The 20928-nt window shown below is 64.4% G+C and carries 19 protein-coding genes and 1 riboswitch; of the genes, 11 read left to right on the forward strand and 8 right to left on the reverse strand.

Annotated features, from left to right (window positions below):
- The 8 genes from QN397_RS16320 (at window position 1) to QN397_RS16355 (ending at window position 9243) form a co-directional block, all read left to right on the forward strand.
- On the forward strand, window positions 1-1539 hold the full coding sequence (locus tag QN397_RS16320; RefSeq protein ID WP_323496336.1) for a tripartite tricarboxylate transporter permease: 1539 nt from the start codon (window positions 1-3) through the stop codon (window positions 1537-1539).
- Window positions 1536-2366: a sugar phosphate isomerase/epimerase family protein gene (locus tag QN397_RS16325; protein ID WP_323496335.1), complete on the forward strand. Its 831-nt coding sequence runs from the start codon at window positions 1536-1538 to the stop codon at window positions 2364-2366. Before QN397_RS16320 ends, QN397_RS16325 begins: the two co-directional genes overlap by 4 nt.
- Window positions 2367-2420: 54 nt before the next feature.
- On the forward strand, window positions 2421-3851 hold the full coding sequence (locus QN397_RS16330; protein WP_323496334.1) for an enolase C-terminal domain-like protein: 1431 nt from the start codon (window positions 2421-2423) through the stop codon (window positions 3849-3851).
- Between the two features lie 49 nt (window positions 3852-3900).
- Window positions 3901-5064 (forward strand): Gfo/Idh/MocA family oxidoreductase, encoded by a 1164-nt coding sequence (locus tag QN397_RS16335; protein ID WP_323496333.1) that lies wholly within the window; start codon window positions 3901-3903, stop codon window positions 5062-5064.
- A 13-nt stretch (window positions 5065-5077) separates the two neighbouring features.
- Complete coding sequence (locus QN397_RS16340; protein WP_323496332.1) at window positions 5078-6277, forward strand: dihydrodipicolinate synthase family protein; 1200 nt, start codon at window positions 5078-5080, stop codon at window positions 6275-6277.
- Between the two features lie 8 nt (window positions 6278-6285).
- Window positions 6286-7164, forward strand: a complete 879-nt coding sequence (locus QN397_RS16345) for a sugar phosphate isomerase/epimerase family protein (protein ID WP_323496331.1) — start codon at window positions 6286-6288, stop codon at window positions 7162-7164.
- Window positions 7165-7269: 105 nt separating this feature from the next.
- Window positions 7270-8364: a DNA glycosylase AlkZ-like family protein gene (locus QN397_RS16350; protein ID WP_323496330.1), complete on the forward strand. Its 1095-nt coding sequence runs from the start codon at window positions 7270-7272 to the stop codon at window positions 8362-8364.
- 107 nt (window positions 8365-8471) lie between these two features.
- Window positions 8472-8627: riboswitch (FMN riboswitch) on the forward strand.
- A gap of 103 nt (window positions 8628-8730) precedes the next feature.
- Window positions 8731-9243 carry a 6,7-dimethyl-8-ribityllumazine synthase gene (locus QN397_RS16355; RefSeq protein WP_323496329.1) on the forward strand — a complete coding sequence of 171 codons (513 nt, stop codon included), beginning with the start codon at window positions 8731-8733 and terminating at the stop codon, window positions 9241-9243.
- A gap of 48 nt (window positions 9244-9291) precedes the next feature.
- On the opposite strand, the gene QN397_RS16360 is transcribed toward QN397_RS16355, so the two are convergent.
- Together QN397_RS16360 and QN397_RS16365 are read right to left on the reverse strand one after the other, a co-directional pair.
- Window positions 9292-10548 carry an MFS transporter gene (locus QN397_RS16360; RefSeq protein WP_323501424.1) on the reverse strand — a complete coding sequence of 419 codons (1257 nt, stop codon included), beginning with the start codon at window positions 10546-10548 and terminating at the stop codon, window positions 9292-9294.
- Window positions 10549-10606: 58 nt separating this feature from the next.
- On the reverse strand, window positions 10607-11860 hold the full coding sequence (locus QN397_RS16365; RefSeq protein WP_323496327.1) for an MFS transporter: 1254 nt from the start codon (window positions 11858-11860) through the stop codon (window positions 10607-10609).
- A gap of 161 nt (window positions 11861-12021) precedes the next feature.
- On the opposite strand from QN397_RS16365, the gene QN397_RS16370 reads away from it, so the two are divergent.
- Both QN397_RS16370 and QN397_RS16375 read left to right on the forward strand, forming a co-directional pair.
- On the forward strand, window positions 12022-12831 hold the full coding sequence (locus QN397_RS16370; protein ID WP_323496326.1) for a helix-turn-helix transcriptional regulator: 810 nt from the start codon (window positions 12022-12024) through the stop codon (window positions 12829-12831).
- 49 nt (window positions 12832-12880) lie between these two features.
- A complete protein-coding gene (locus QN397_RS16375) occupies window positions 12881-13273 on the forward strand; it encodes a DUF2501 domain-containing protein (RefSeq protein WP_323496324.1) in 393 nt (130 codons plus the stop codon).
- Here the strand turns inward: QN397_RS16375 and QN397_RS16380 are convergent.
- Window positions 13248-13754 carry a hypothetical protein gene (locus QN397_RS16380; RefSeq protein ID WP_323496323.1) on the reverse strand — a complete coding sequence of 169 codons (507 nt, stop codon included), beginning with the start codon at window positions 13752-13754 and terminating at the stop codon, window positions 13248-13250. The genes QN397_RS16375 and QN397_RS16380 overlap by 26 nt on opposite strands.
- 207 nt (window positions 13755-13961) lie before the next feature.
- Here QN397_RS16380 and QN397_RS16385 point away from each other — a divergent pair, with 207 nt between their 5' ends.
- Entirely contained in the window at window positions 13962-15641 is a 1680-nt protein-coding gene (locus tag QN397_RS16385) for a SulP family inorganic anion transporter (protein ID WP_323496322.1), read from the forward strand.
- 25 nt (window positions 15642-15666) lie between these two features.
- Here QN397_RS16385 and QN397_RS16390 read toward each other — a convergent pair whose 3' ends face one another.
- The 5 genes from QN397_RS16390 to clpB all read right to left on the reverse strand — a co-directional run bounded on the left by QN397_RS16390 (window position 15667) and on the right by clpB (window position 20799).
- On the reverse strand, window positions 15667-16056 hold the full coding sequence (locus QN397_RS16390; RefSeq protein ID WP_323496321.1) for a response regulator: 390 nt from the start codon (window positions 16054-16056) through the stop codon (window positions 15667-15669).
- Between the two features lie 91 nt (window positions 16057-16147).
- Window positions 16148-16558 (reverse strand): alternative ribosome rescue aminoacyl-tRNA hydrolase ArfB, encoded by a 411-nt coding sequence (gene arfB / locus QN397_RS16395; protein WP_323496320.1) that lies wholly within the window; start codon window positions 16556-16558, stop codon window positions 16148-16150.
- Between the two features lie 7 nt (window positions 16559-16565).
- Window positions 16566-17750 carry an acetyl-CoA C-acyltransferase family protein gene (locus QN397_RS16400; RefSeq protein WP_323496319.1) on the reverse strand — a complete coding sequence of 395 codons (1185 nt, stop codon included), beginning with the start codon at window positions 17748-17750 and terminating at the stop codon, window positions 16566-16568.
- 77 nt (window positions 17751-17827) lie between these two features.
- Window positions 17828-18151 (reverse strand): hypothetical protein, encoded by a 324-nt coding sequence (locus QN397_RS16405; RefSeq protein WP_323496318.1) that lies wholly within the window; start codon window positions 18149-18151, stop codon window positions 17828-17830.
- 8 nt (window positions 18152-18159) lie between these two features.
- Complete coding sequence (gene clpB / locus QN397_RS16410) at window positions 18160-20799, reverse strand: ATP-dependent chaperone ClpB (RefSeq protein WP_323496317.1); 2640 nt, start codon at window positions 20797-20799, stop codon at window positions 18160-18162.
- Window positions 20800-20928: the final 129 nt, after the last annotated feature.

Below are 20928 nucleotides of genomic sequence, written 5' to 3' on the forward strand. Positions count from 1 at the left end.
ATGTTCGAAGGCCTCGCGCTCCTCGGTCACGCCTACCTCGGCTTCCTCAACATCACGTCGATCACCTTTGGTCTCGGCGGTGCGTTGATCGGCATCATCGTCGGCTGCCTGCCGGGCTTGTCGGCAACGCTGTGCATCGCGTTGCTGACGACGCTCACCATCAAGCTACCGGCCAACGATGCGATCCTGATCCTGATCTGTTCGTATGTCGGCACCCTCTATGGTGGTTCTCGCACGGCCATCCTGCTGAACATTCCCGGCACCGCTGCCAACGCGGCATCGTGTGCCGATGGCTATGCGCTGGCGCGCCGCGGCGAGGCCGGTCGAGCCATCGGCATTGCCACTTCGGGCGCCTTCATGGGGACGCTGTTCGGCGTGCTTTGCCTTGCAGCCTTCACGCCGTTGCTGGCCGAAGTCGCGTTGTCGTTCGGTGCCTACGAGTTCTTCTGGCTTGCGCTCTTTGGTGTCGCAATGTCGGGCAGCATCGTCGGCGACGATCCGCTCAAGGGCTGGTTGATGGGCGCGCTCGGCCTGTTCGTCGCGCAGATCGGGCAAGAAGGCTTGTACGCGTACAACCGATTCACCTTCGACTGGGACCAGCTCTCGGGCGGCATCTCGCTCATTCCTGCACTGGTCGGCGCCTTTGGTTTTGCCGAGGTCTTGACGACACTGGCCGACCCGGTCGAGAAGAAGATGGTCGAGTTACGCGACTCGGTATTGCCGCGCTTTCGCGAGGTGGTGCAGTACTGGCCCACCGTGTTGCGCTCCGGCGTGATCGGCGTGCTCACCGGGCTGATGCCGGGCGTCGGCGAAGACTCCGGTGCGTGGATGTCGTACGCCGCAGCCAAGGCGGCGAGCAAAGAAAAGGAGCTCTTCGGCAAGGGCTCGATCGATGGCTTGATGGCCGCCGAGACTGGCGACATGGCGTCGATTCCGGGCCACATCATTCCGGCACTGGCGCTCGGCATTCCAGGTTCAGCACCGTCTGCCGTGCTCATGGCCGCGATGATCATCCACGGCATCCAGCCCGGTCCGATGATGATGATCTCGCACCCCCAGTTCGTCTACGACGTGGTCGCGATGACCTCGCTCGCCACCGTCAGCATCCTGATCTTCGGCCTGTTTCTGGTGAAGCCGCTGCTGCTGGTGCTGCGCATCAAGCGCACGGTGCTGATGCCGATCATCTTTCTGCTGTGCACTGTCGGCGCCTTCGCCAGCGCGTCGCGGTTGTTCGACATCTACTGCATGCTGGTCATCGGCATAGGCGCTTTCTTTCTGCGGCGCCGCGGCTACCAGATGGCGCCCTTCGTTCTCGGTCTGGTGCTCGGTCCGCTGCTCGACAAGAGCTTGCGCCGCGGGCTGGTCTTGTCCGATGGCGACCTGTCGCCCTTCTTCACACGTCCGATCTGCATCGGTTTTGCGACGGTCACGATCTTCACGATTCTTCTGTATGTGCCGGCCTTCAAAGCGCTGGTACAGAGCATCACCGGTGGCTTCAGCCGCACGCTGAAGTCGCTCGTTTCAAGGCAACCCTCATGAAGATCGCTCTGTGCAACGAAGTGCTCGCCGGCATGTCGCTGGAGAAACAATGCGAGGTCGCCGCGGCACTTGGCTACGACGGGCTCGAAGTCGCGCCTTTCACGCTGAGCGACGCGCCGGAAAAGATCACATCGGGCGAAGCGGCACGCATTCGCGCCACCATCGAATCGTTCGGCCTCATCGTCACCGGCCTGCACTGGCTGCTGGTCAAGCCCGAAGGTTTGTCGCTGACCCACCCCGACGCCGACCTGCGCGCCCGCACGCTCGATGTGATGTCGCGCCTGACCGGCTTGTGCGCCGAACTCGGCGGCATGGTGCTGGTGCACGGCTCGCCCAAGCAGCGGCAGATCCCTGACGGAGAGAGCCACGCCGTCGCCTTGGCGCGTCTGCAGGACGGCCTGGCGCGCGTCGCGGAATCGGCAGCCGCCAACGGTGTCATCTACTGCATCGAGCCGTTGTCGCCGCACGAAACATCGATGCTCAATACCGTGGCCCAGGCGGCAGAGGTGGTGCGCACCATCGACCACCCGAACCTGCGCACGATGATCGATTGCAGCGCCGCCGGCCTGAGTGAAAGCGAGAGCGTGCCCGACCTGATCGACCGCTGGTTGCCGACCGGGCTCATCGGCCACATTCAGGTGAACGACCCCAACCGCCGCGGACCGGGTCAAGGCGCGATGCAGTTCGCGCCGATCTTCGCGGCATTGAAGCGCCATGGTTACGCCGGCGCGATCGGCGTCGAACCCTTCGACTACGTGCCCGACGGCCCGGGCGTGGCCGCGTTCTCGGCCGGCTACCTGAAGGGCTTGCGCGAAAAGCTGGCCTGACCTTTTCCCGAATCGTTTTCCCGCATCCTTTTCGCAGGTCTTTTACCGGTCGCCATGTCCATTCCGTTCCGCATCCTCGACATCCAGCTCTTCGAACGCGGCGTGAAGATGCGCATGCCGTTCCGCTTCGGCGTCGTCACGCTGACGGCTTGCCCGCAGGCCTTCGTGCGCGTTCGCATCCGCACAGACAATGGCGTTGAAGCCGAAGGCGCTTCAGCCGAGTTACTCGCGCCCAAGTGGTTCGACAAGAACCTCGCGCTCAGCAACGACGACAACTTCGATCAGCTGCGCACCTCGCTTCGTTTGGCGAAGGCCGCCTATCTTGCAGATGGCAAATCGCGCCCTGCTTTCGCGCACTTCACAGCGAACTACCAGCCGCAAATCGACGCCGCGGCGGCGCAGCAACTCAACCCGCTCATCGCCTGCTTCGGTCCGGCTTTGATCGACCGCGCGCTGCTCGATGCGCTGTGTCGCGCCGAAGGTATTTCGTTTTATGAAGCGGTGCAACGCAATCTGCCCGGCATCGATGCGACGCTGACGCCGGACCTCGACGCGTTCGACTTCGCCAGCTTCCTCGGCTCATTAGCGCCAGCGAACCGCATCGCGCTGCGTCACACCGTCGGACTGGTCGACGCCATAACGGCAGCCGACGTACAGCAATGCGTGGGCGACGGCTTGCCCGAGACGCTGGAAGAAGTCGTCGCAGCCACCGGCTGCCGCTACTTCAAGCTCAAGGTCGCCGGCAACGCGGAGCAAGATCTGGCCCGGCTGACGCGAATTGCCGAGGTCATCGAGCGCGTGCCCGATTACGTCGTCACGCTCGACGGCAACGAGCAGTTCGCCGATGCCGAAGCCGCCGCGCGCTTCTGGCAACGAGTGCAGGCGACGCCCGCGTTACATCGCCTCGCAGCGGCAACCCTCTACATCGAGCAACCATTGCCACGCGCAACCGCATTGCAAAGCGATGTGCGCGCGCTCGCTGCGATGCGCCCGGTGCTGATCGATGAGTCCGACGGCACGCTCGATGCGTTTCCGCAGGCGCTGACCTGCGGCTACACGGGCGTGTCGAGCAAGGATTGCAAGGGCATCTATCGCTCGTTGCTCAACGCAGCGCGTTGCCGGCAACTCAACCTGCAAGCCGCCTCCGAAGGCCGACCGGCCGCTTATTTCATGTCGGCCGAAGACCTGACCACACAAGCCGGCCTCGCCGTGCAGCAAGACCTCGCACTGGTCAACCTGATCGGGCTCACGCACGTCGAGCGCAACGGCCATCACTACGTCGACGGCTTCAGCGGCCAGGGCGGCAGCACAACAGAAGCGCAAGGCTTCTTGCGGGCGCAACCTGGGCTCTACGAAGCAAGCGGCGACAAGGTGCGGCTCTCTGTGCACGGTGGGATGCTCGACATCACGTCGCTTGCTGCGCCCGGCTTTGCCGCCAGCGCGCAACCCGACTGGGCCACGCTCCAGCCGCTCGCCGGCAGTTGAGCCCACACAAGACCTCCTCAAGAACATCGCAAAAAAAAGGACCTCTGAAATGGCGACCCAACGACTCGGAATCATCATGCACGGCGTCACCGGCCGCATGGGCATGAACCAGCATCTGATCCGCTCCATCTGCGCCATTCGCGCGCAGGGCGGCGTGACGCTTTCGAACGGCGACAAGGTCATGCCCGACCCGATCCTCATCGGACGCAATGCCGACAAGATCGAGGCGCTGGCCAAAGCCCACGGCATCGCACGCTGGGGCACCGACCTCGACCTCGCGCTGGAGAACAAGGACGACACGATCTTCTTCGACGCAGGCACCACGCAGATGCGCCCCACCTTGCTGGCCAAGGCGATCCGCGCCGGCAAGCACGTGTATTGCGAGAAGCCGATCGCGACCAATTTGAACGAAGCAGTCGAAGTCGCACGTCTTGCGCAAAGCTCGGGCTTGAAGCATGGCGCGGTGCAGGACAAGCTCTTTTTGCCCGGCCTGCGCAAACTCGACATGCTGCGTCGCGCCGGCTTCTTCGGCCGCATGCTGAGCGTGCGCCTCGAGTTCGGCTACTGGGTTTTTGAAGGCGACCTTCAACCGATTCAGCGTCCGAGCTGGAACTACCGCAAGGAAGACGGCGGCGGCATGATCCTGGACATGATGTGCCACTGGCGCTACGTGCTCGACAACCTGTTCGGCGAGGTGAAGTCGGTCAGCTGCCTTGGCACCACGCACATTCCCAAGCGCTGGGACGAGGCCGGCGAACCCTACGAAGCCACCGCAGACGATGCGGCCTACGCCACCTGCCAGCTGGTCGGACACAACGGCGAGCCGGTCATCGCGCAGATCAACATGAGCTGGGTCACGCGCGTGCGCCGCGACGATCTCGTCATCTTCCATGTTGATGGCACCGATGGCTCTGCGGTGGCCGGCCTGTCAAGCTGCCGTGCGCAGTCGCGCGTCGCCACGCCGCGCCCGGTATGGAACCCGGACGAAAAGCAGACGATGAACTTCTTCGACCAATGGCAGGAGATTCCGGACTCGCAGGTCTACGACAACGGCTTCAAGATCCAGTGGGAACACTTCATCCGCCACGTCGTCGAAAACGCGCCTTACAAGTGGACGTTGCCCGAAGGCGTCAAGGGCGTGCAGTTGGTCGAAGCCGCGCTCGAAAGCTGGGGCGAGCGCCGTTGGGTCGACGTGCCGGCGCTAAGCATCTGACGAGGCCGGCAGCATGGCGTTAACCCTCACCCTTCCGACCGCCGACGGCGCGCTATCAGCCTATTCGTTGCGCGGCGCTATGCCCACCAAGCCGGTGGCCGGCGTCGCGTTCAACCGCATCGCCTATTCGGCAGCACACGTCGTCGCCGATCCGTTAGCCACCATCGATCCTTGGCTGCAATGCGCGATCGACTGGGACGCGACCATCGGCTACCGCCGTCATCTTTGGTCGTTGGGCCTGGGCGTCGCAGAGGCCATGGACACCGCGCAACGTGGCATGGGCCTCGACTGGCCGACCTCGCTGGAGCTCATCCGCCGCTCGCTCGATGCGGCGAAGGACTTCTCTTCGAAAGACGGCAACGCGCTCGTCGCGTCAGGCTGCGGCACCGACCATCTCGACATCGACAGCGTCAAGAACGTCGACGATGTGATTCGCGGCTACGAAGAACAGATGGCCGCCATCGAAGCGCTCGGCGGCAAGCTGATCGTCATGGCGAGCCGCGCACTGGCCCGCGTCGCGAAGAGCCCGGCCGACTACGAGCGCGTGTACGACCGCGTGCTGTCGCAGGCGAAGCAGCCGGTGGTGCTGCATTGGCTCGGTCCGATGTTCGACCCCGCGCTGGCCGGTTACTGGGGATCGGGGGATGTCGACAAGGCCATGGACACCGCGCTCGGCATCATCGCCGCGCACCCGGACAAGGTCGACGGCATCAAGATTTCGCTGCTCGACAAGGACAAGGAAATCGCAATGCGGCGACGGCTTCCGCCGGGCGTGCGCATGTACACCGGCGACGACTTCAACTATGCCGAGCTGATTGCCGGCGATGGCTTTGGCAGCGACGCGACGCACGGCCAGAGCGACGCGCTGCTGGGCATCTTCGACGCGATTGCGCCGGCGGCCAGCGCGGCGCTAGGTGAGCTGGCTCTGGGCAATGTCGACAAGTTCCACGCCATCCTCGGCCCGACCATGCCGCTGTCGCGCCACATCTTCGCGGCGCCCACGCGCTTCTACAAAACCGGCGTCGTGTTCATGGCGTGGCTCAACGGCCACCAGTCGCACTTCACCATGGTCGGAGGCCAGCAGAGCACACGGTCGTTGCAGCATCTGGCCGAGTTGTTCCGCCTCGCCGATGCGGCCGATCTGCTGGAGCATCCGGAGTTGGCCGTGCGCCGCATGAAGACCTTGCTCACAATGCATGGCGTCGAAGCCTAAGGCGACGGATGCGTGATTTCTCGCTGAACCACGACTGGCTGTCGATCAACACCGCGACGGTGCGCAAACAACGCGGCGTCGAAGTCCCGCTCGACCGCATCGTCGACCAGTGCGCCGAACGCGGCATCAGGGCGATCAGTCCATGGCGCGATCAGGTCGCAGCGGTGGGCATCGACAAGCTCGCCAAGCAACTCAAGGCGCATGGCATCGGCCTTTCGGGCTACTGCCGCGGTGGCTTCTTTCCGGCACCCGATGCGGCTGGGCTCAAAGCCGCACTCGACGATAACCGCCGCGCGATCGACGAAGCGAAGACGCTCGACGCACCGTGCCTCGTGCTCGTGGTCGGCGCGCTGCCCGGCGCGCTCGAAGGCAAGGCGGCTTACAAGGACATCGGCCGCGCGCGCAACGAGGTGCACGACGGCATCGCGGCTTCGCTGGAGTACGCACGCAAGGTCGGCATGCCGCTCGGCATCGAGCCGCTGCACCCGATGCAGGCCGCCGACCGCGCGTGCATCAACACGCTCGAACACGCACTGGACCTGTGCGACGAACTCGACCCTGGCAAAACCGGCGCGCTGGGTGTGGCGCTCGACATCTATCACGTGTGGTGGGACCCGAAGCTGCAGCAGCAGATCGAACGGGCAGGCAAATCGCGCTTGCTGGCGTACCACGTGTGCGACTGGTTGACGCCGACGCGTGACCTGTTATCCGACCGCGGAATGATGGGTGATGGGGTGGTGGAGTTGGAGAAGATTCGCGGCTGGATGGAGGCTGCGGGCTTCGATGGATTCAGCGAAGTGGAGATTTTTTCCAATCTTGACTGGTGGCAACGTACAGGGGAAGAGACGCTCGACGTTTGCATTGCTCGGCACAAGACTGTGGTGTGAACACGAAGGCGGGGGACATGAGCGGAATGGGGTCACCCGGCGCCCTCGGCCCCGCCACGAACACAACCGCGTCCCGCCGTTAGCACCATGCTGAAATCAGCGTCCATGCAAGCCCCGACCATCGATGACCTGCGCCGCTACGCCGTAGCCCGCACCCTCTTCAAACCGACCACATTGCCGCGCGCAATCCAGCGTCTCGGATTCGTGCAAGCCGACCCGATTCGCGCACCCGCAAGAGCGCAAGACCTCACGTTGCGTCATCGCGTCAAGGACTACCGTGCGGGCGATCTTGAAGCGCGATACCCAAGACTTGCAATCGAAGAAGACAGCCTCGTCAACTACGGCTTTCTGCCGCGCGAACATTTGGCGTTGATGCACCCGCGTGAGCCCAAGTTGGCTTGGGATGCGGAGACTGGGCGCAAGGCTGCGGACGTGCTGGCCTTCGTGCGCGAGCGCGGGCAAGTGCATCCGCGTGATGTCGATGCGCACTTCTCGCACGGCCGCATGACCAACTATTGGGGCGGATCGAGCAACGCGAGCACGCACCTGCTCGACGGCATGCACTACCGCGGCATGTTGCGCGTAGCTCGGCGCGACAGCGGCACGCGCGTCTACGAAGCGGTCGACCATGCACCACCGATCGATGACAGCCCGACCGGTCGCGCACTGCGTGCTGCGGCACTGCTCGAACTCATCGTGCGCAAGTACGCCCCGCTGCCAGCCGCGAGCCTTACCTACCTCGTGCGCTTGCTCAATTACGGCGCGCCACATCTGAGCACGCACACCCAGGCCGCGCTGAGTGAAGCACGCGAAGTGCTCGCCAGCAACCGCATCGACGGCACGACCTGGTACTGGCCGGTCGACGAGAACCCCGCTTCCAAACGTCACGCGCCTGACGATGCGGTTCGGCTGCTGGCGCCGTTCGATCCGGTGGTGTGGGACCGTCGCCGCTTCGAGTTGCTCTGGGGCTGGACGTACAAGTTCGAGGCTTACATGCCAGCGCCGAAGCGCCAGTTCGGCTACTACGCATTGCCATTGCTGTGGCACGACCGCGTGATCGGCTGGGCGAACGTGACAACCACGACAGGACGGCTGAAGCCGAGCTTCGGCTATGTCGACAAGAAGCCGAACGGCGCTGCGTTTCGTGCGGCCCTCGACGACGAGTTTCAACGCATGACGGCCTTCATGGCGCCGCGCTGAAGGTCCCGAAACCGCAGCACGACTCGCCGTGGGGTTTTGGCTCGTGCGTGACAGCGCGGCCCTGCGCTCGTCTCTAGAATCCAACTCGCTCCGATGCAAGTCGGGGCAAGCGTTCTCAGGGCGGGGTGCAATTCCCCACCGGCGGTGATGGCGACTCGTTCGCACAAGCCCGCGAGCGCCCGGTCTTCCACGAAGGTCGGGGTCAGCAGATTTCGGTGCGATTCCGGAGCCGACGGTCACAGTCCGGATGCAAGAGAGCGCGAACCGTCTGCATTGCCACGCGCGTTACGTCGCGTGGCGTTGCTGTCGCCTTCGTGCGCCCTGATTCAGGAAACCTGCTTTTTTTCAAAAGGCACCAGAGGCACCATGAGTCAGATCAACGACCTTCCCCTTTCTGTCACGGCCGCCACCGATGCGCCACACGGCAACCGTATCGCCTTCGTCGAAGCGCAATGGCATGCCGACATCGTGCATCAGGCACGCGACGCTTTTCTTGCCGAGATGGGGCGTCTCGGCGTGCCTGCCGACACCATCGATGTGTTCGATGTGCCCGGCGCTTTCGAGATCCCGCTGCACGCCAAGCGGCTGGCCAACTCGGGCAAGTACGCCGCCATCGTCGGCTGCGCGCTGGTGGTCGACGGCGGCATCTACCGTCACGAGTTCGTCGCGACCACCGTGGTCAACAGCCTGATGGCGTTGCAGCTCGAAACCGGCGTGCCGATCTTGTCTGCCGTGCTCACGCCCCATCACTTCCATGAGCATGCGGAACACCGCAAGTACTTCCACCGCCACTTCGCGGTCAAGGGAACAGAGGCTGCCGAAGCCTGCGTGAAAACGATCGAAGGGTTGCGAAAAGTCGACGCGCTCTTGGCGAGCTAGAGGACGCGGGCTAGAGGACGCGAGGTGGATGACGCGAGGTGAAAGACCTCAGACTGCTGCGGGCACAGCGCCGTGCAACCGACGGGTTCGCAGCAACAGCATCGCCGCGATCGACATGTTGAGCAGGTTCCAAGCGATGCCGTTGATAAAGGCCGCGTGATAGCTGCCGGTGAGATCGAACACCTTGCCCGACATCCAGCCACCGAGCGCCATGCCCAGCAACGTGCAGCCGATGACGGTGCCCACGCGCGCGCTGGCCTCGGCCGGCGGAAAGTATTCGCGCACGATGATCGCGTACGACGGAACGAGGCCGCCCTGGAACAAGCCGAACATGGCCGACACCACGAAGAGCGGCACCATGCCGTCGAACGGCAGGAACATGAAGAGCGCGACGCATTGCAGCATCGATCCGAGCAACAGCGTGCGCAAGCCACCGATGCGGTCGCAGAGGGCACCGGAGACAAGGCGACTCACGATGCCGCAGGCGAGCATCAACGACAGCATTTGGGCCCCGCGTGCAGCGCCGAAGCCGAGGTCGGTGCAGTAGGCGACGATGTGAACCTGCGGCATCGCCATCGCCACGCAACAGGCGGTGCCAGCTACGCACAGCAACCCTTGCGCCATCCCCAGGCTGAAGCCGAAGGGGCGTGCCACCGCGTCGATACCAGCGCGGCCCGCAACCGCCGCGGGCGGCGCATCCATGACGGTCGCCGGCGGCCGCGTTCGCATGAACAGCGACAGCCCTGCCATCGCCAGCCCGCAAAACAGGCCCAGGCCCACATAGGTCGCTCGCCAACCGGAGGCCTCCACGAACTTCTGCACGATGGGCGGCCACACCGCTCCCGCGAGGTAGTTGCCGCTAGCGCACACGGCCACCGCCATGCCACGGCGCTTGACGAACCACAACGAGGTGTCGGCTACCAGGGGCGCAAACACCGCACCGCTGCCTAGCCCGACAAACACTCCCTGCACCGCAGAAAAAGCAACGATGCCGGTCGCGAAACTGGAGGCCACGAAGCCGACACCCACGCACACTGCGCCCAGCAGCAGCGGCCACATCACGCCATGGCGGTCGGCCAGCTTGCCCATGACGATTCCGCCAAGACCGAAGCCGATCATCAACAGCGTGTAGGGCAGCGAGGCCTCGGCCCGCGCCACGCCGAAGTCGGACTGGATTGCCGGCAACACCACCGACACGACATACATGCCGCAGCTACCGACCGTCATGATCAGCAGCGTGACGAAGAGCCGCAGCATCGCGTATCGCGAATCGGGCTGATGACGTTGCAAGGCGTTGGTCGACATGGTGCTCAGTGTGCGCGCCGGCCCTGCAACGGCAGCGCGGGCACTGCGGCCGCCGCGCTCAAGCAGTCGCGGCAACCAGCGACGTGCGCCGCACACGCGTCACATTGAACGCGCTTGCAATCAACACACCCTGCACCACTGCCAGCCCGACGATCACGCTCATGTACTGGCCGTTGTCCATCAACCGGCCGAACACCAGCGGCGCCAGAGCCTGGCCGATGTCGAGACCGGCGTAGACAACGCCATAGACGCGTCCCGTCGCATTGGGCGGCGTCGAGCGCTTGACCAGCAGATCGCGCGAAGGCCCCGCGATGCCGGACGCGAAGCCCATCGCCCCGAAGATCACCGGCACCAGCATGCCGGGGAAGTCTCCAAAGGCCAGCACCAGCGCCAGCGCCGCCGCGACGCCAAAGCCCGCACCGACGATGCGCGCACAGCGTGTCGGGTCCGACGCGAGAAAGCCGCCGAACACCATGCCCGCGGCACTCGCAACCATGTAGACCGTCAGGCAAACCGCGACCAGGGCGACCGGCACGTCGTGCAGATGGCCGGCCGCGACGGGCGCGAAGGTCTGCACCACGCTGATGACGGCGGCGTAGAAAAAGAAGAAAGCGAAGCACATCCACACCGCCGGAATGCGCAAGAAATCGAACTCTCCGCCGATGGGCGCAGCGCCGCCTTGCCCGGTGGCCTTCTGCACCGTCCTGACGTCGAGCGACAGCACACTGCGATAGATCCAAAGGACCAGCAGCACGACCACGGCGAGTACACCGGCCGATGCCAATGCCACGCGCCATGAATACGCGATGGCGATCGGCACCACGAAGGCCGGCGCCAACGCCCAGCCCAGACTGCCAGTGATGCCGTGCACGCTGTACGCATGGCCGAGCCGCGTTGGCGCGACCTTGCGGTTGAAGAGCGTGTAGTCGACCGGATGAAAGACGCCGTTGCCGATGCCGCCCAGCACCGCGAAGGCCAGCAGCATCCAGTAGCTCGTCGCCATCGCGTAGCCAAAGGCCGCCAGCGCCAACGCGCCGAGTCCGACGAACAGCACCGGGCGCGGGCCGAGCTTGTCGACGATGAATCCCGACGCCGCCTGCACCAGGCAAGAGACCACGAAGAACACGGTCAACACCGCGCCCAACTCGGTGTAGCTCACGTTGAAAGCATCTTTCAGCCACGGAAACAGCGGCGCCAGCACCAACTGGCTGAAGTGGCTGACGGCATGCGCGAGGCCCACCAGGCCGATCAACTGGGCGTCGGCACGCAAGGTGGGCGTCGAGGATGAAACTGCTGTGACTGAAGACGACATGGATTGCTACAAATATGACGGGCGGACCCTGATCCTATGTCGCCAGCTACCGTCAGAATGACGATACAGCGACAACATTTGTCGGAACCATGCCAGCCACTGCCTCTATACCTGCCGCTCTTCCAGCATCGCCGCCATCAGCGACCGTCGTGCAACCATCGATGGCACCGTCGATCAGCGTGGGCTCGCTCACACCGCATCTCTATGCGCCTGATGCCGTGCGGCCGCTGCGCGCCAAAGAGCATTTCCTCAAGGCCGACACGCTGGTCGAGCTCCATGCGCATCCGTGGCCACAGCTGACCTTCTCGACACGCGGCGTAATCCGGCTCAGCACCGAAGACGGCAGCTATATCGTTCCGCCGTCGCGCGCGCTCTGGGTGCCGGCCGACATGCAGCACAGCATCACGCTCATCGAAGATGCTGAGCTGCGCACCGTCTACCTGCATGCCTGGCTCGCGCCGAGCTGGGAGAAATGCGAGGTGCTGGAGATCAGCCCGCTGCTGCGCGCATTGATGCTGGCGCTCGACACCACGCCAGATGGCCTGCCGCCGGTCGATGCCGAAGCCGCTCCGCGTGAACGCATGATCGCGCCGTTGCTCATCAGCGAACTGGAACGCGCAACGCAGATTCAGATCGATGTGCCGCTGCCCAACGACAAGCGACTGCGGCAGCTCTGCGAGACGTTGCTGCGCAACCCGGCCGATCGCGCAACGCTGGCGGAACGAGCCGCCGCCATCGGCGCAAGCGAGCGCACCGTGGCGCGACTGTTCAGGGTTCAACTCGACACCAGCTGGCAGCAATGGCGACAGCAAGCCGTGATGGCGCATGCCCTTCCTTTGCTAGCGCGTGGTATGGCGGTGAGTCGTGTCGCAGCGGCCAGCGGCTACGCCACGGACAGCGCGTTCTGCGCCATGTTCAAGGCCGCGACCGGGCAATCACCGACCGCGTTCCAGCACAAGAAACGACAGTAAACATCGCCCTCATCCACACCACCCAACTCATCTTCAAAGGGAAGCCACCATGAAAACACGCACCGCTCTCGCTTCACTTCTTCTGGCGTCCATCGGCGCATCGGTCGGTACCTCCGCTGGCGCGTCGAACCTGCTCGACTCGCTCAAGTCACAGGCCGGGAACTACGCGATGCCGGCGATGGGCGGCAACACGGTAGGCAATGCGGCCGGCGTGCTGCAGTACTGCGTCAAGAACAACTACCTCGGCGGCGATGCGGCGTCGATCAAGGACAAGTTGCTCGCCAAGGTGACCGGTCAGCCCCAGCAACAGACCGGCTTTGCCAACGGTGCCAAAGGGTTGTTACAGGGCGACGGCAAGTCGATCGACTTGAAGTCGGTGTCTGGCAAAGTGAAAACGAAGGCTTGCGACTACGTGCTTAAAAACGCGAAGTCGTTGATCTAGCGTCGGCGCCGACGCCGTCCGCCCAGCGCATGGCTGGTGAGTCGAGCGTGCGCACCGCTTCGGCCGCACCGGGCAACCAGAGCTGCACTGTCGTCAGATAGATGCGCAGCAGAAAGCGCATCGCCTCCATTGCAGCGTCTTCGCGGCCGATCGCTTTCAGCAGCGCCCAGTCGGCTTCGGCGGCCAGCGGCAGGCCGGTCGCCTGCGCGTCCTGCAGCGCGTACCAGACCGATACCGTCGCACGCGACGCAGGCTGGCCCAAAGCGGGCCGCGCACGCTCGGCGAGCGTGACGTCGAGCCAGCGACGAAGGTCATCGTCGATCCCGGTGACCGAATGCACCAGCGCATGGGCCAGCGGTACTGCCGTCAAAGGCAACGCATGCACTGTGAGGCGGTACGGACCAAACCGGTCGAAGCGATCGAACGAGCGTCGGGTCTGCCAACTCCGGAGATCGGCGAATGGACGTAACCACTTATTCATGTCCAAGAGTCGCTGAAGCAATCGGTTTGCGATGTAGGCGCAGTCTGAATCGTGATGCGATTTTCGACGCATTGCTCTGTGAGTCACGCCTCTATACTCGCCTGTCATCCTCAATCAAAAACAATCGAGAGGCGCGCCAAGACGCCACTCCAAGCTACGGTTTTGATAGCAACCACGCCTTCTTTGCGGCAGCGGCTCGCCCGCTGGATGCCCTGCCTCGCATGGCCGCGTCCGAGTCGCGCACTGTTGCAAGGCGAAGCACTCGCCGGAATCACGGTCGCGCTGATGGTGATCCCGCAAGGCGTTGCGTACGCGGCCCTCGCCGGCATGCCGCTGGTCACCGGCGTGTACGCGGCGCTGTGGCCCGCACTGGTCGCGGTACTGTTCAGTTCGTCGCAGCGCCTGTCGGTCGGGCCGACTGCCCTCACCAGTCTGCTGGTCGGTGCTTCGCTGGCGCCCCTTGCGGTCGCGGGCAGCGCCGAGTGGGTGGCGATGGCGGTGTGGCTGACGCTACTGTCGGGTGGCATCCAGATTCTGATCGGTGCCGGGCGACTCGGCTGGATACTGCGACTGGTCAACTCGCCGGTGCTCACCGGTTTCACGCAGGGCGCGGCGATTTTGATCGCGGTGTCGCAGCTGCCTTCGCTGCTCGGGTTCACTGGTCGTACAGTGCCGCAGGTACTGCGCGGTGGCTCGCCTCCGGACTGGACTGCGATGGCTTTCGGCCTTGGCAGCATGGCCGTGTTGTGGGCCGGCAAGCGCTGGCTGCCTCGCTTCCCCACTACCATGGCGCTCGTCGCCGGCGCAGCGGCGTTGAGCTGGTCGCTCAGCTATGCGCTCCTCGGCGGCGCCGTGGTCGGCGCACTGCCTTCGGGCTTGCCGTCCTTGTATTGGCCAAGCGCTCTGCCAGGCGGCACGCTGCACACGCTCGGCATGCTGCTGCTGCCCGCGCTCACGATCACGCTGGTGAGCTTTCTCGAAACGGCTTCCAGCGCCAAGATCGACAACGCACGCGCCGGCACGCTGTGGAACGAAAACCAGGACTTGATCGGCCAAGGCCTCGCCAAGGTGGCGTCGGGCCTGACCGGTGCTTTTCCGACCAGCTCGTCGTTCTCTCGTTCGGCCATCACGCTGTATGCGGGTGCGCAGACCGGTTGGGCCACGCTGTTCAGCGTCGGCGTGGTGGCGCTCACATTGCTGTGGCTGATGCCGCTGCTCTATCACGTGCCTCAGGCCGTGCTGGCCGCAGTCGTTATGACGGCCATCGTCGGGCTCATCAAGCCGCGCAGCTTCGCGGTGCTGTGGCGTGTGTCGCGCATCGAGGCCGGCATCGGCATCGGCACCTTCGCACTCACCATCGCGACCGCGCCTTCGATCTACTGGGGCGTGCTCGGCGGGCTGCTGGCGAGCCTCGCGAACTACATGTACCGCCACCTGCATCCGCGCATCATTGAAGTCGGCTTGCACGGCGACGGCAGCCTGCGCGACCGACACCTGTGGCAGTTACCACCGCTGGCGCCCGCTCTCTACGCGCTGCGCATGGATGCGGAGCTCGACTTTGCTTCTGCGGGCACGCTCGAGCGCGCGATTGCAGAAGTGCTTGCAGCGCGGCCTGAAGTCACCGACGTTTGTCTCTTCGCGCATCCCATCAACCGCATCGATATCAGCGGCGCCGAGGTGTTCGGCTCGCTGCGTCGCTTGCTCGAGAGCAAGGGCGTGCGGTTGCACCTCAGCGGCCTCAAATTACCGGCGCAGCAAGTGCTCGACCGTGCGGGCTTGCTCGTGCCCGGACCCCTGCTCTTCAACTACCGCACCGATGCCGATGCGCTGCAAGCGTTGATGACGAACTGCGCGCGCAACGAGTCGCAATCGACGCCAGCGGGCTAGGCATATGGGCCGCGGCCCGCGGCCGCTACAACGCCGAAAACTGCGAAGGCCGATCGGTATTGCAGAAGTCGAAGAACGCGTCGAGCTCGTTGGACTTGTCGAACACCGCATCGGCGCCCAACTCGGTACAGCGGTTGCGCATCTCGGGTGTCGCGTAGTTACTGAGCACCACGACCCGTTGCTGTTCCCCGCGCTGTCTGCATGCGGCCAGCACGCCCAGGCCGGAGCCCTGCTTGAGGAACAGGTCGACGACCGCCAGGTGCCAATCGTCGCGATGGGAAGCGAGCCAGTCGATCGCCTCTGCCTCGGATTCCGCGAAGCCGGCCACCTCGGCATTTGCCAGATCTTCCAGCGTCGGGATGAGGTTCTCCCGAATCGTGGGGTTGTCTTCGACGATAAAGGTGATGAGCGACATGGCGGATGATGAGCGTCGCCAGTTTATGCCACGCCGCGGCGTTGTCGGAGCGTCGCACTGCAGATCGTGCGGCTTCGCGGCCAGACCAGGCTCAGTCCTGCACACGTCCCCGCAGGTTCTTGATTTCCGAGCGCTGGCTCTTGCCTTGCAGTCGTCGCTGCTTCGAACCATAGGTCGGCTTGGTGGCCCGACGCACCAGGGGCGCCGCGGCCACGCCGTCGACCACCTCCTGCAAACGCGCCAGCGCATCGTTGCGATTCATCTCCTGCGTGCGGTGCTGCTGCGCTTTGAGCACCAGCACGCCTTCTTGCGTGATGCGGTTGTCGCGCAAGGACAGCAGTCGCTCCTTGACGTCGTCCGGCAGAGAGCTTGCCGGAATGTCGTAGCGCAGATGCACCGCGCTCGAAACCTTGTTGACGTTTTGGCCGCCCGCACCCTGCGCACGAATGGCAGTTAGTTCGACTTCGTTTTCGTCGACAAGGATCGGCTTGCGCAGCGGCATCGTCCGCTCAAACTCTCTCGAAAATCGCCGCGATCCCCTGCCCGCCGCCGATGCACATCGTGACCAGCGCGTAGCGCCCGCCGGTGCGGTGCAACTCGGCGATGGCCTTGGTCGTGATGATGGCGCCGGTCGCACCGACCGGGTGGCCGAGCGAGATGCCCGAGCCGTTGACGTTGACCTTGGCCGGGTCGAAACCCAGCTCCTGGATGACGGCGCAGGCTTGCGCCGCGAAGGCTTCGTTCGACTCGATCACGTCGAGGTCGCTCACTTTCAGGCCGGTGCGTTCCAGCACCTTGCGCGTGGCCGGCACCGGGCCGATGCCCATGTAAGCGGGCTCGACGCCGGCATGTGCGTAGCCGACCAACCGGGCCAGCGGCTTGAGGCCGAGCGCCTGCACGCGCGAGCCTTCGGCCAGCACCACAGCGGCAGCGCCGTCGTTGATGCCCGACGCATTGCCTGCCGTCACCAGGCCGTCCTTCTTGAAGGCCGGTTTCATCTTGCCCAGCGTATCCATCGTGGTGTCGGCGCGCACGTGCTCGTCGGTATCGAACAGCACGATGCCCTTGCGCGTCTTGACCTCGACCGGAACGATCTGCTCCTTGAAGCGACCGGCCGCGATGGCCGCAGCAGCGCGCTGCTGGCTCATGACCGCCAGCTCGTCCTGCTGGCTGCGCGAGATGTTGTATCGCGCTGCCACGTTTTCGGCGGTGATGCCCATGTGCATCTTTTCCCAGGGGTCGTGCAGGATGCCGAGCATGTAGTCGACCAGCACCGCATCGCCCATGCGCGCGCCATAGCGGGCCGAAGTATCGAAGTACGGGCCGCGGCTCATCGACTCCGAGCCGCCGCCGATGGCGATGTCGCAATCGCCGAGCTGGATCGCCTGCGCCGCCGAAATGATCGCCTGCAGGCCGGAGCCGCAGAGCCGGTTCACGTTGAAGGCGGGCGTCTCGATCGGGCAGCCGGCATCGATGGCGGCGACCCGGCTCAGGTACGCGTCCTTGACGTCCGTCGGGATCACGTTGCCCATCACGACATGGCCGATGGCGTCGGGTGCCACGCCGCTGCGTTGCAGGGCCGCTTTGACGGCGGTGGTGGCCAGTTGGGTGTTGGGCACGTCTTTCAGCGAGCCGCCGAAAGTGCCGATGGCGGTGCGGGCGGTGCCGACCACGAAGATGTCGCGTTGGGTCATTTCAATCTCTCCAGGGTGGTGCCACATTCGGCGGCGGACGCGGAGGGTCGATTTTGACGGGGTTCAGCGCGGCGTGCTTAGGGCGCCGACTTGGGCTGGACGTCGGTCACGCCGCCACCCACGCCATGCACACGTACTGGGCGTTCCGAAGATTCGCCCAGCGCACGCGCACTGACCACGTCGCCCGCGGACGGCTCGGCCGGCGCGCTGGCCGCGCGGAAGCGGTTGAAGCCGGCACCAGGGTTAAAGCGCATGACCCACGGCGTAATCGGCCGGCCGGTAAGTCGTGCCCAACCATAGCGCAGTCCCCACGCCGCACCGAACAACAGCACCGCGACGGCGAGGCTGGCCGCGAAGACCAGCCCCAACATGAAGAGAACCAAGCGAAGGATGAAGTTCATCATCGCGATTAGGCCACCGTCTCCGTCGTTGGTTCCCCGACATCACCCGTGCGGACGGTACGGGCAAACTCGAACTTGCCCGGCGAATGGATCGGATCGGTCGTCACATGGATCGTGTCCTTCGGCCCGAAGCTGCCGTCGAGCAGCAACTTCGACAGCGGGTTTTCGATGCGCTGCTGAATCGCCCGCTTCAATGGCCGCGCGCCGAACACCGGGTCGAATCCGACCTTGGCGATCTCGGCCAGCGCCGCAGGTGAGACCTCGAGCGCCATGTCCATCTTGGCGACGCGCGCCTGCAGTACCTTGAGCTGGATCGCGGCGATCGATTCGATGTTCTTGGCGTTGAGCGCATGGAACACCACCGTCTCGTCGATGCGGTTCAGAAACTCCGGTCGGAAGTAGTTCTTCAACTCGTCCCACACCGCTTCCTTGATCTCCTCGTTCGGCTTGCCGACCATCGCCTGGATGATCGGCGAGCCGATGTTGCTGGTCATCACGATCACGGTGTTCTTGAAGTTGACGGTGCGGCCTTGGCCGTCGGTCAGGCGCCCGTCGTCGAGCACCTGGAGCAGCACGTTGAATACGTCCGGATGCGCCTTCTCGACTTCGTCCAGCAGCAGCACGCTGTAGGGCTTGCGGCGCACCGCTTCGGTCAAATAGCCACCCTCTTCATAGCCGACGTAGCCGGGCGGCGCACCGATCAAGCGCGCCACTGAATGCTTCTCCATGAACTCGCTCATGTCGACGCGGATGAGATGGTCTTCGCTGTCGAAAAGGAAGCCCGCGAGCGCCTTGCACAGCTCGGTCTTGCCGACGCCCGTGGGGCCCAGGAACAAAAAGGAACCGGTCGGACGGCCAGGGTCCGACAAGCCCGAGCGCGAACGGCGAATCGCATTCGCGACCGCGCCGATGGCCTCATCCTGGCCGACCACGCGCTCGTGCAACTTGCCTTCCATGACCAGCAGCTTGTCGCGCTCGCCCTGCATCAGCTTGGCGACCGGAATGCCGGTGGCGCGCGCCACGACTTCGGCAATTTCTTCGGCACCGACCTGCGTGCGCAACAGCGTCGGAACGCTCGATTTACCCTTGCTCGTCTCGCTTTCCTGCGCCTCTTTCAAACGCTTTTCGAGCGCCGGCAGTTGGCCGTACTGCAGCTCTGCGACCTTGTTGAAGTCGCCCTTCTGCGTGAACTCGGCGATCTGAAAGCGCATCTTGTCGATGTCTTCCATCACCGTCTTCGAGCCTTGGGCTTGCGCCTTTTCCGCTTGCCAGATCTCGTCGTAGTCGGCGATTTCCTTTTGCAACTTGGTGATCTCGTCTTCGATCAGGCCAAAGCGTTTTTGCGACGACTCGTCCTTCTCGCGACGCACGGCTTCGCGCTCGATCTGCAGCTGAATCAGGCGACGGTCCAGCCGATCCATCACCTCGGGCTTGGAGTCCATTTCGATCTTGATCTTGGCAGCCGCCTCGTCGATCAGGTCGATCGCCTTGTCGGGCAAAAAGCGGTCGGTGATGTAGCGGTCGGAGAGCTCGGCCGCGGCCACGATCGCCGGGTCGGTGATCTGCACGCCGTGGTGCACTTCGTACTTCTCCTGCAGCCCTCGCAGGATCGCGATGGTTGCTTCGACCGACGGCTCGCCGACGATGATTTTCTGGAAGCGACGCTCCAGTGCGGCGTCCTTTTCGATGTACTTGCGGTATTCGTCGAGCGTGGTCGCGCCGACGCAATGCAGTTCGCCGCGCGCCAGCGCGGGCTTGAGCATGTTGCCGGCGTCCATCGCGCCTTCGGCCTTGCCAGCGCCGACCATGGTGTGCAGCTCGTCGATGAAAACGATGGTCTGGCCTTCGTCTTTCGCGAGCTCGTTCAGCACGGTCTTCAGGCGCTCTTCGAACTCGCCGCGGAACTTGGCACCGGCCAGCAGCGCGGCCATGTCGAGCGACAGCACGCGCTTGCCCTTCAACGAGTCGGGCACCTCGCCGGCGACGATGCGCTGGGCCAGGCCTTCGACGATGGCCGTCTTGCCGACACCGGGCTCGCCGATGAGCACCGGGTTGTTCTTGGTGCGGCGCTGCAGCACCTGGATGGCACGACGGATTTCTTCATCGCGGCCGATGACCGGGTCAAGCTTGCCCAGGCGCGCGCGCTCGGTCAGGTCCATGCAGTATTTCTTGAGCGCCTCGCGCTGGCCTTCGGCATCCGCGCTGTTGACGCCCTGCCCGCCCCGCACTGCCTCGATGGCAGCTTCGAGCGACTTGCGCGTGACTCCGTTGCTGCGCGCAAGGTTGCCGATGTCGGCCTTGCTGTCGGCCAGCGCAAGAAGGAACAATTCACCCGCGATGAATTGGTCGTTGCGCTTGATGGCTTCCTTCTCGGTGGCCTGCAGCAGCTTGCCGAGTTCCGGCCCGACCTGAACCTGGTCATTGCCCTGCACTTGCGCCAGCTTCTTGATGGCGGCCTCGGCCGCTTGCGACAGGCCGGGCACGTTGACCCCAGCGCGCTCGAGCAGTGCACGCGGGCCCTCGTCTTGCCGCAGCATCGCTGCCAGCAGGTGGGCGGGCTCGATGTAGGCGTTGTCGTTGCCGAGCGCGAGCGACTGGGCGTCGCTCAACGCTTCCTGGAATTTGGTGGTGAGTTTGTCTTGGCGCATATAGGTTCCTGCATTCGAAATAAGGTCGTTTGCACGGCCTTCAAGGGCGGACGGATGTTCGAGCACGGCCATTGCCCGGCGTCGTTGCCCTATTTGTAGACGCCGCAGGGCTGTCGGGCCTTGCGCAGG

Source organism: Variovorax sp. RTB1, assembly GCF_035018765.1.
Classification (GTDB): Bacteria; Pseudomonadota; Gammaproteobacteria; order Burkholderiales; family Burkholderiaceae_C; genus Variovorax.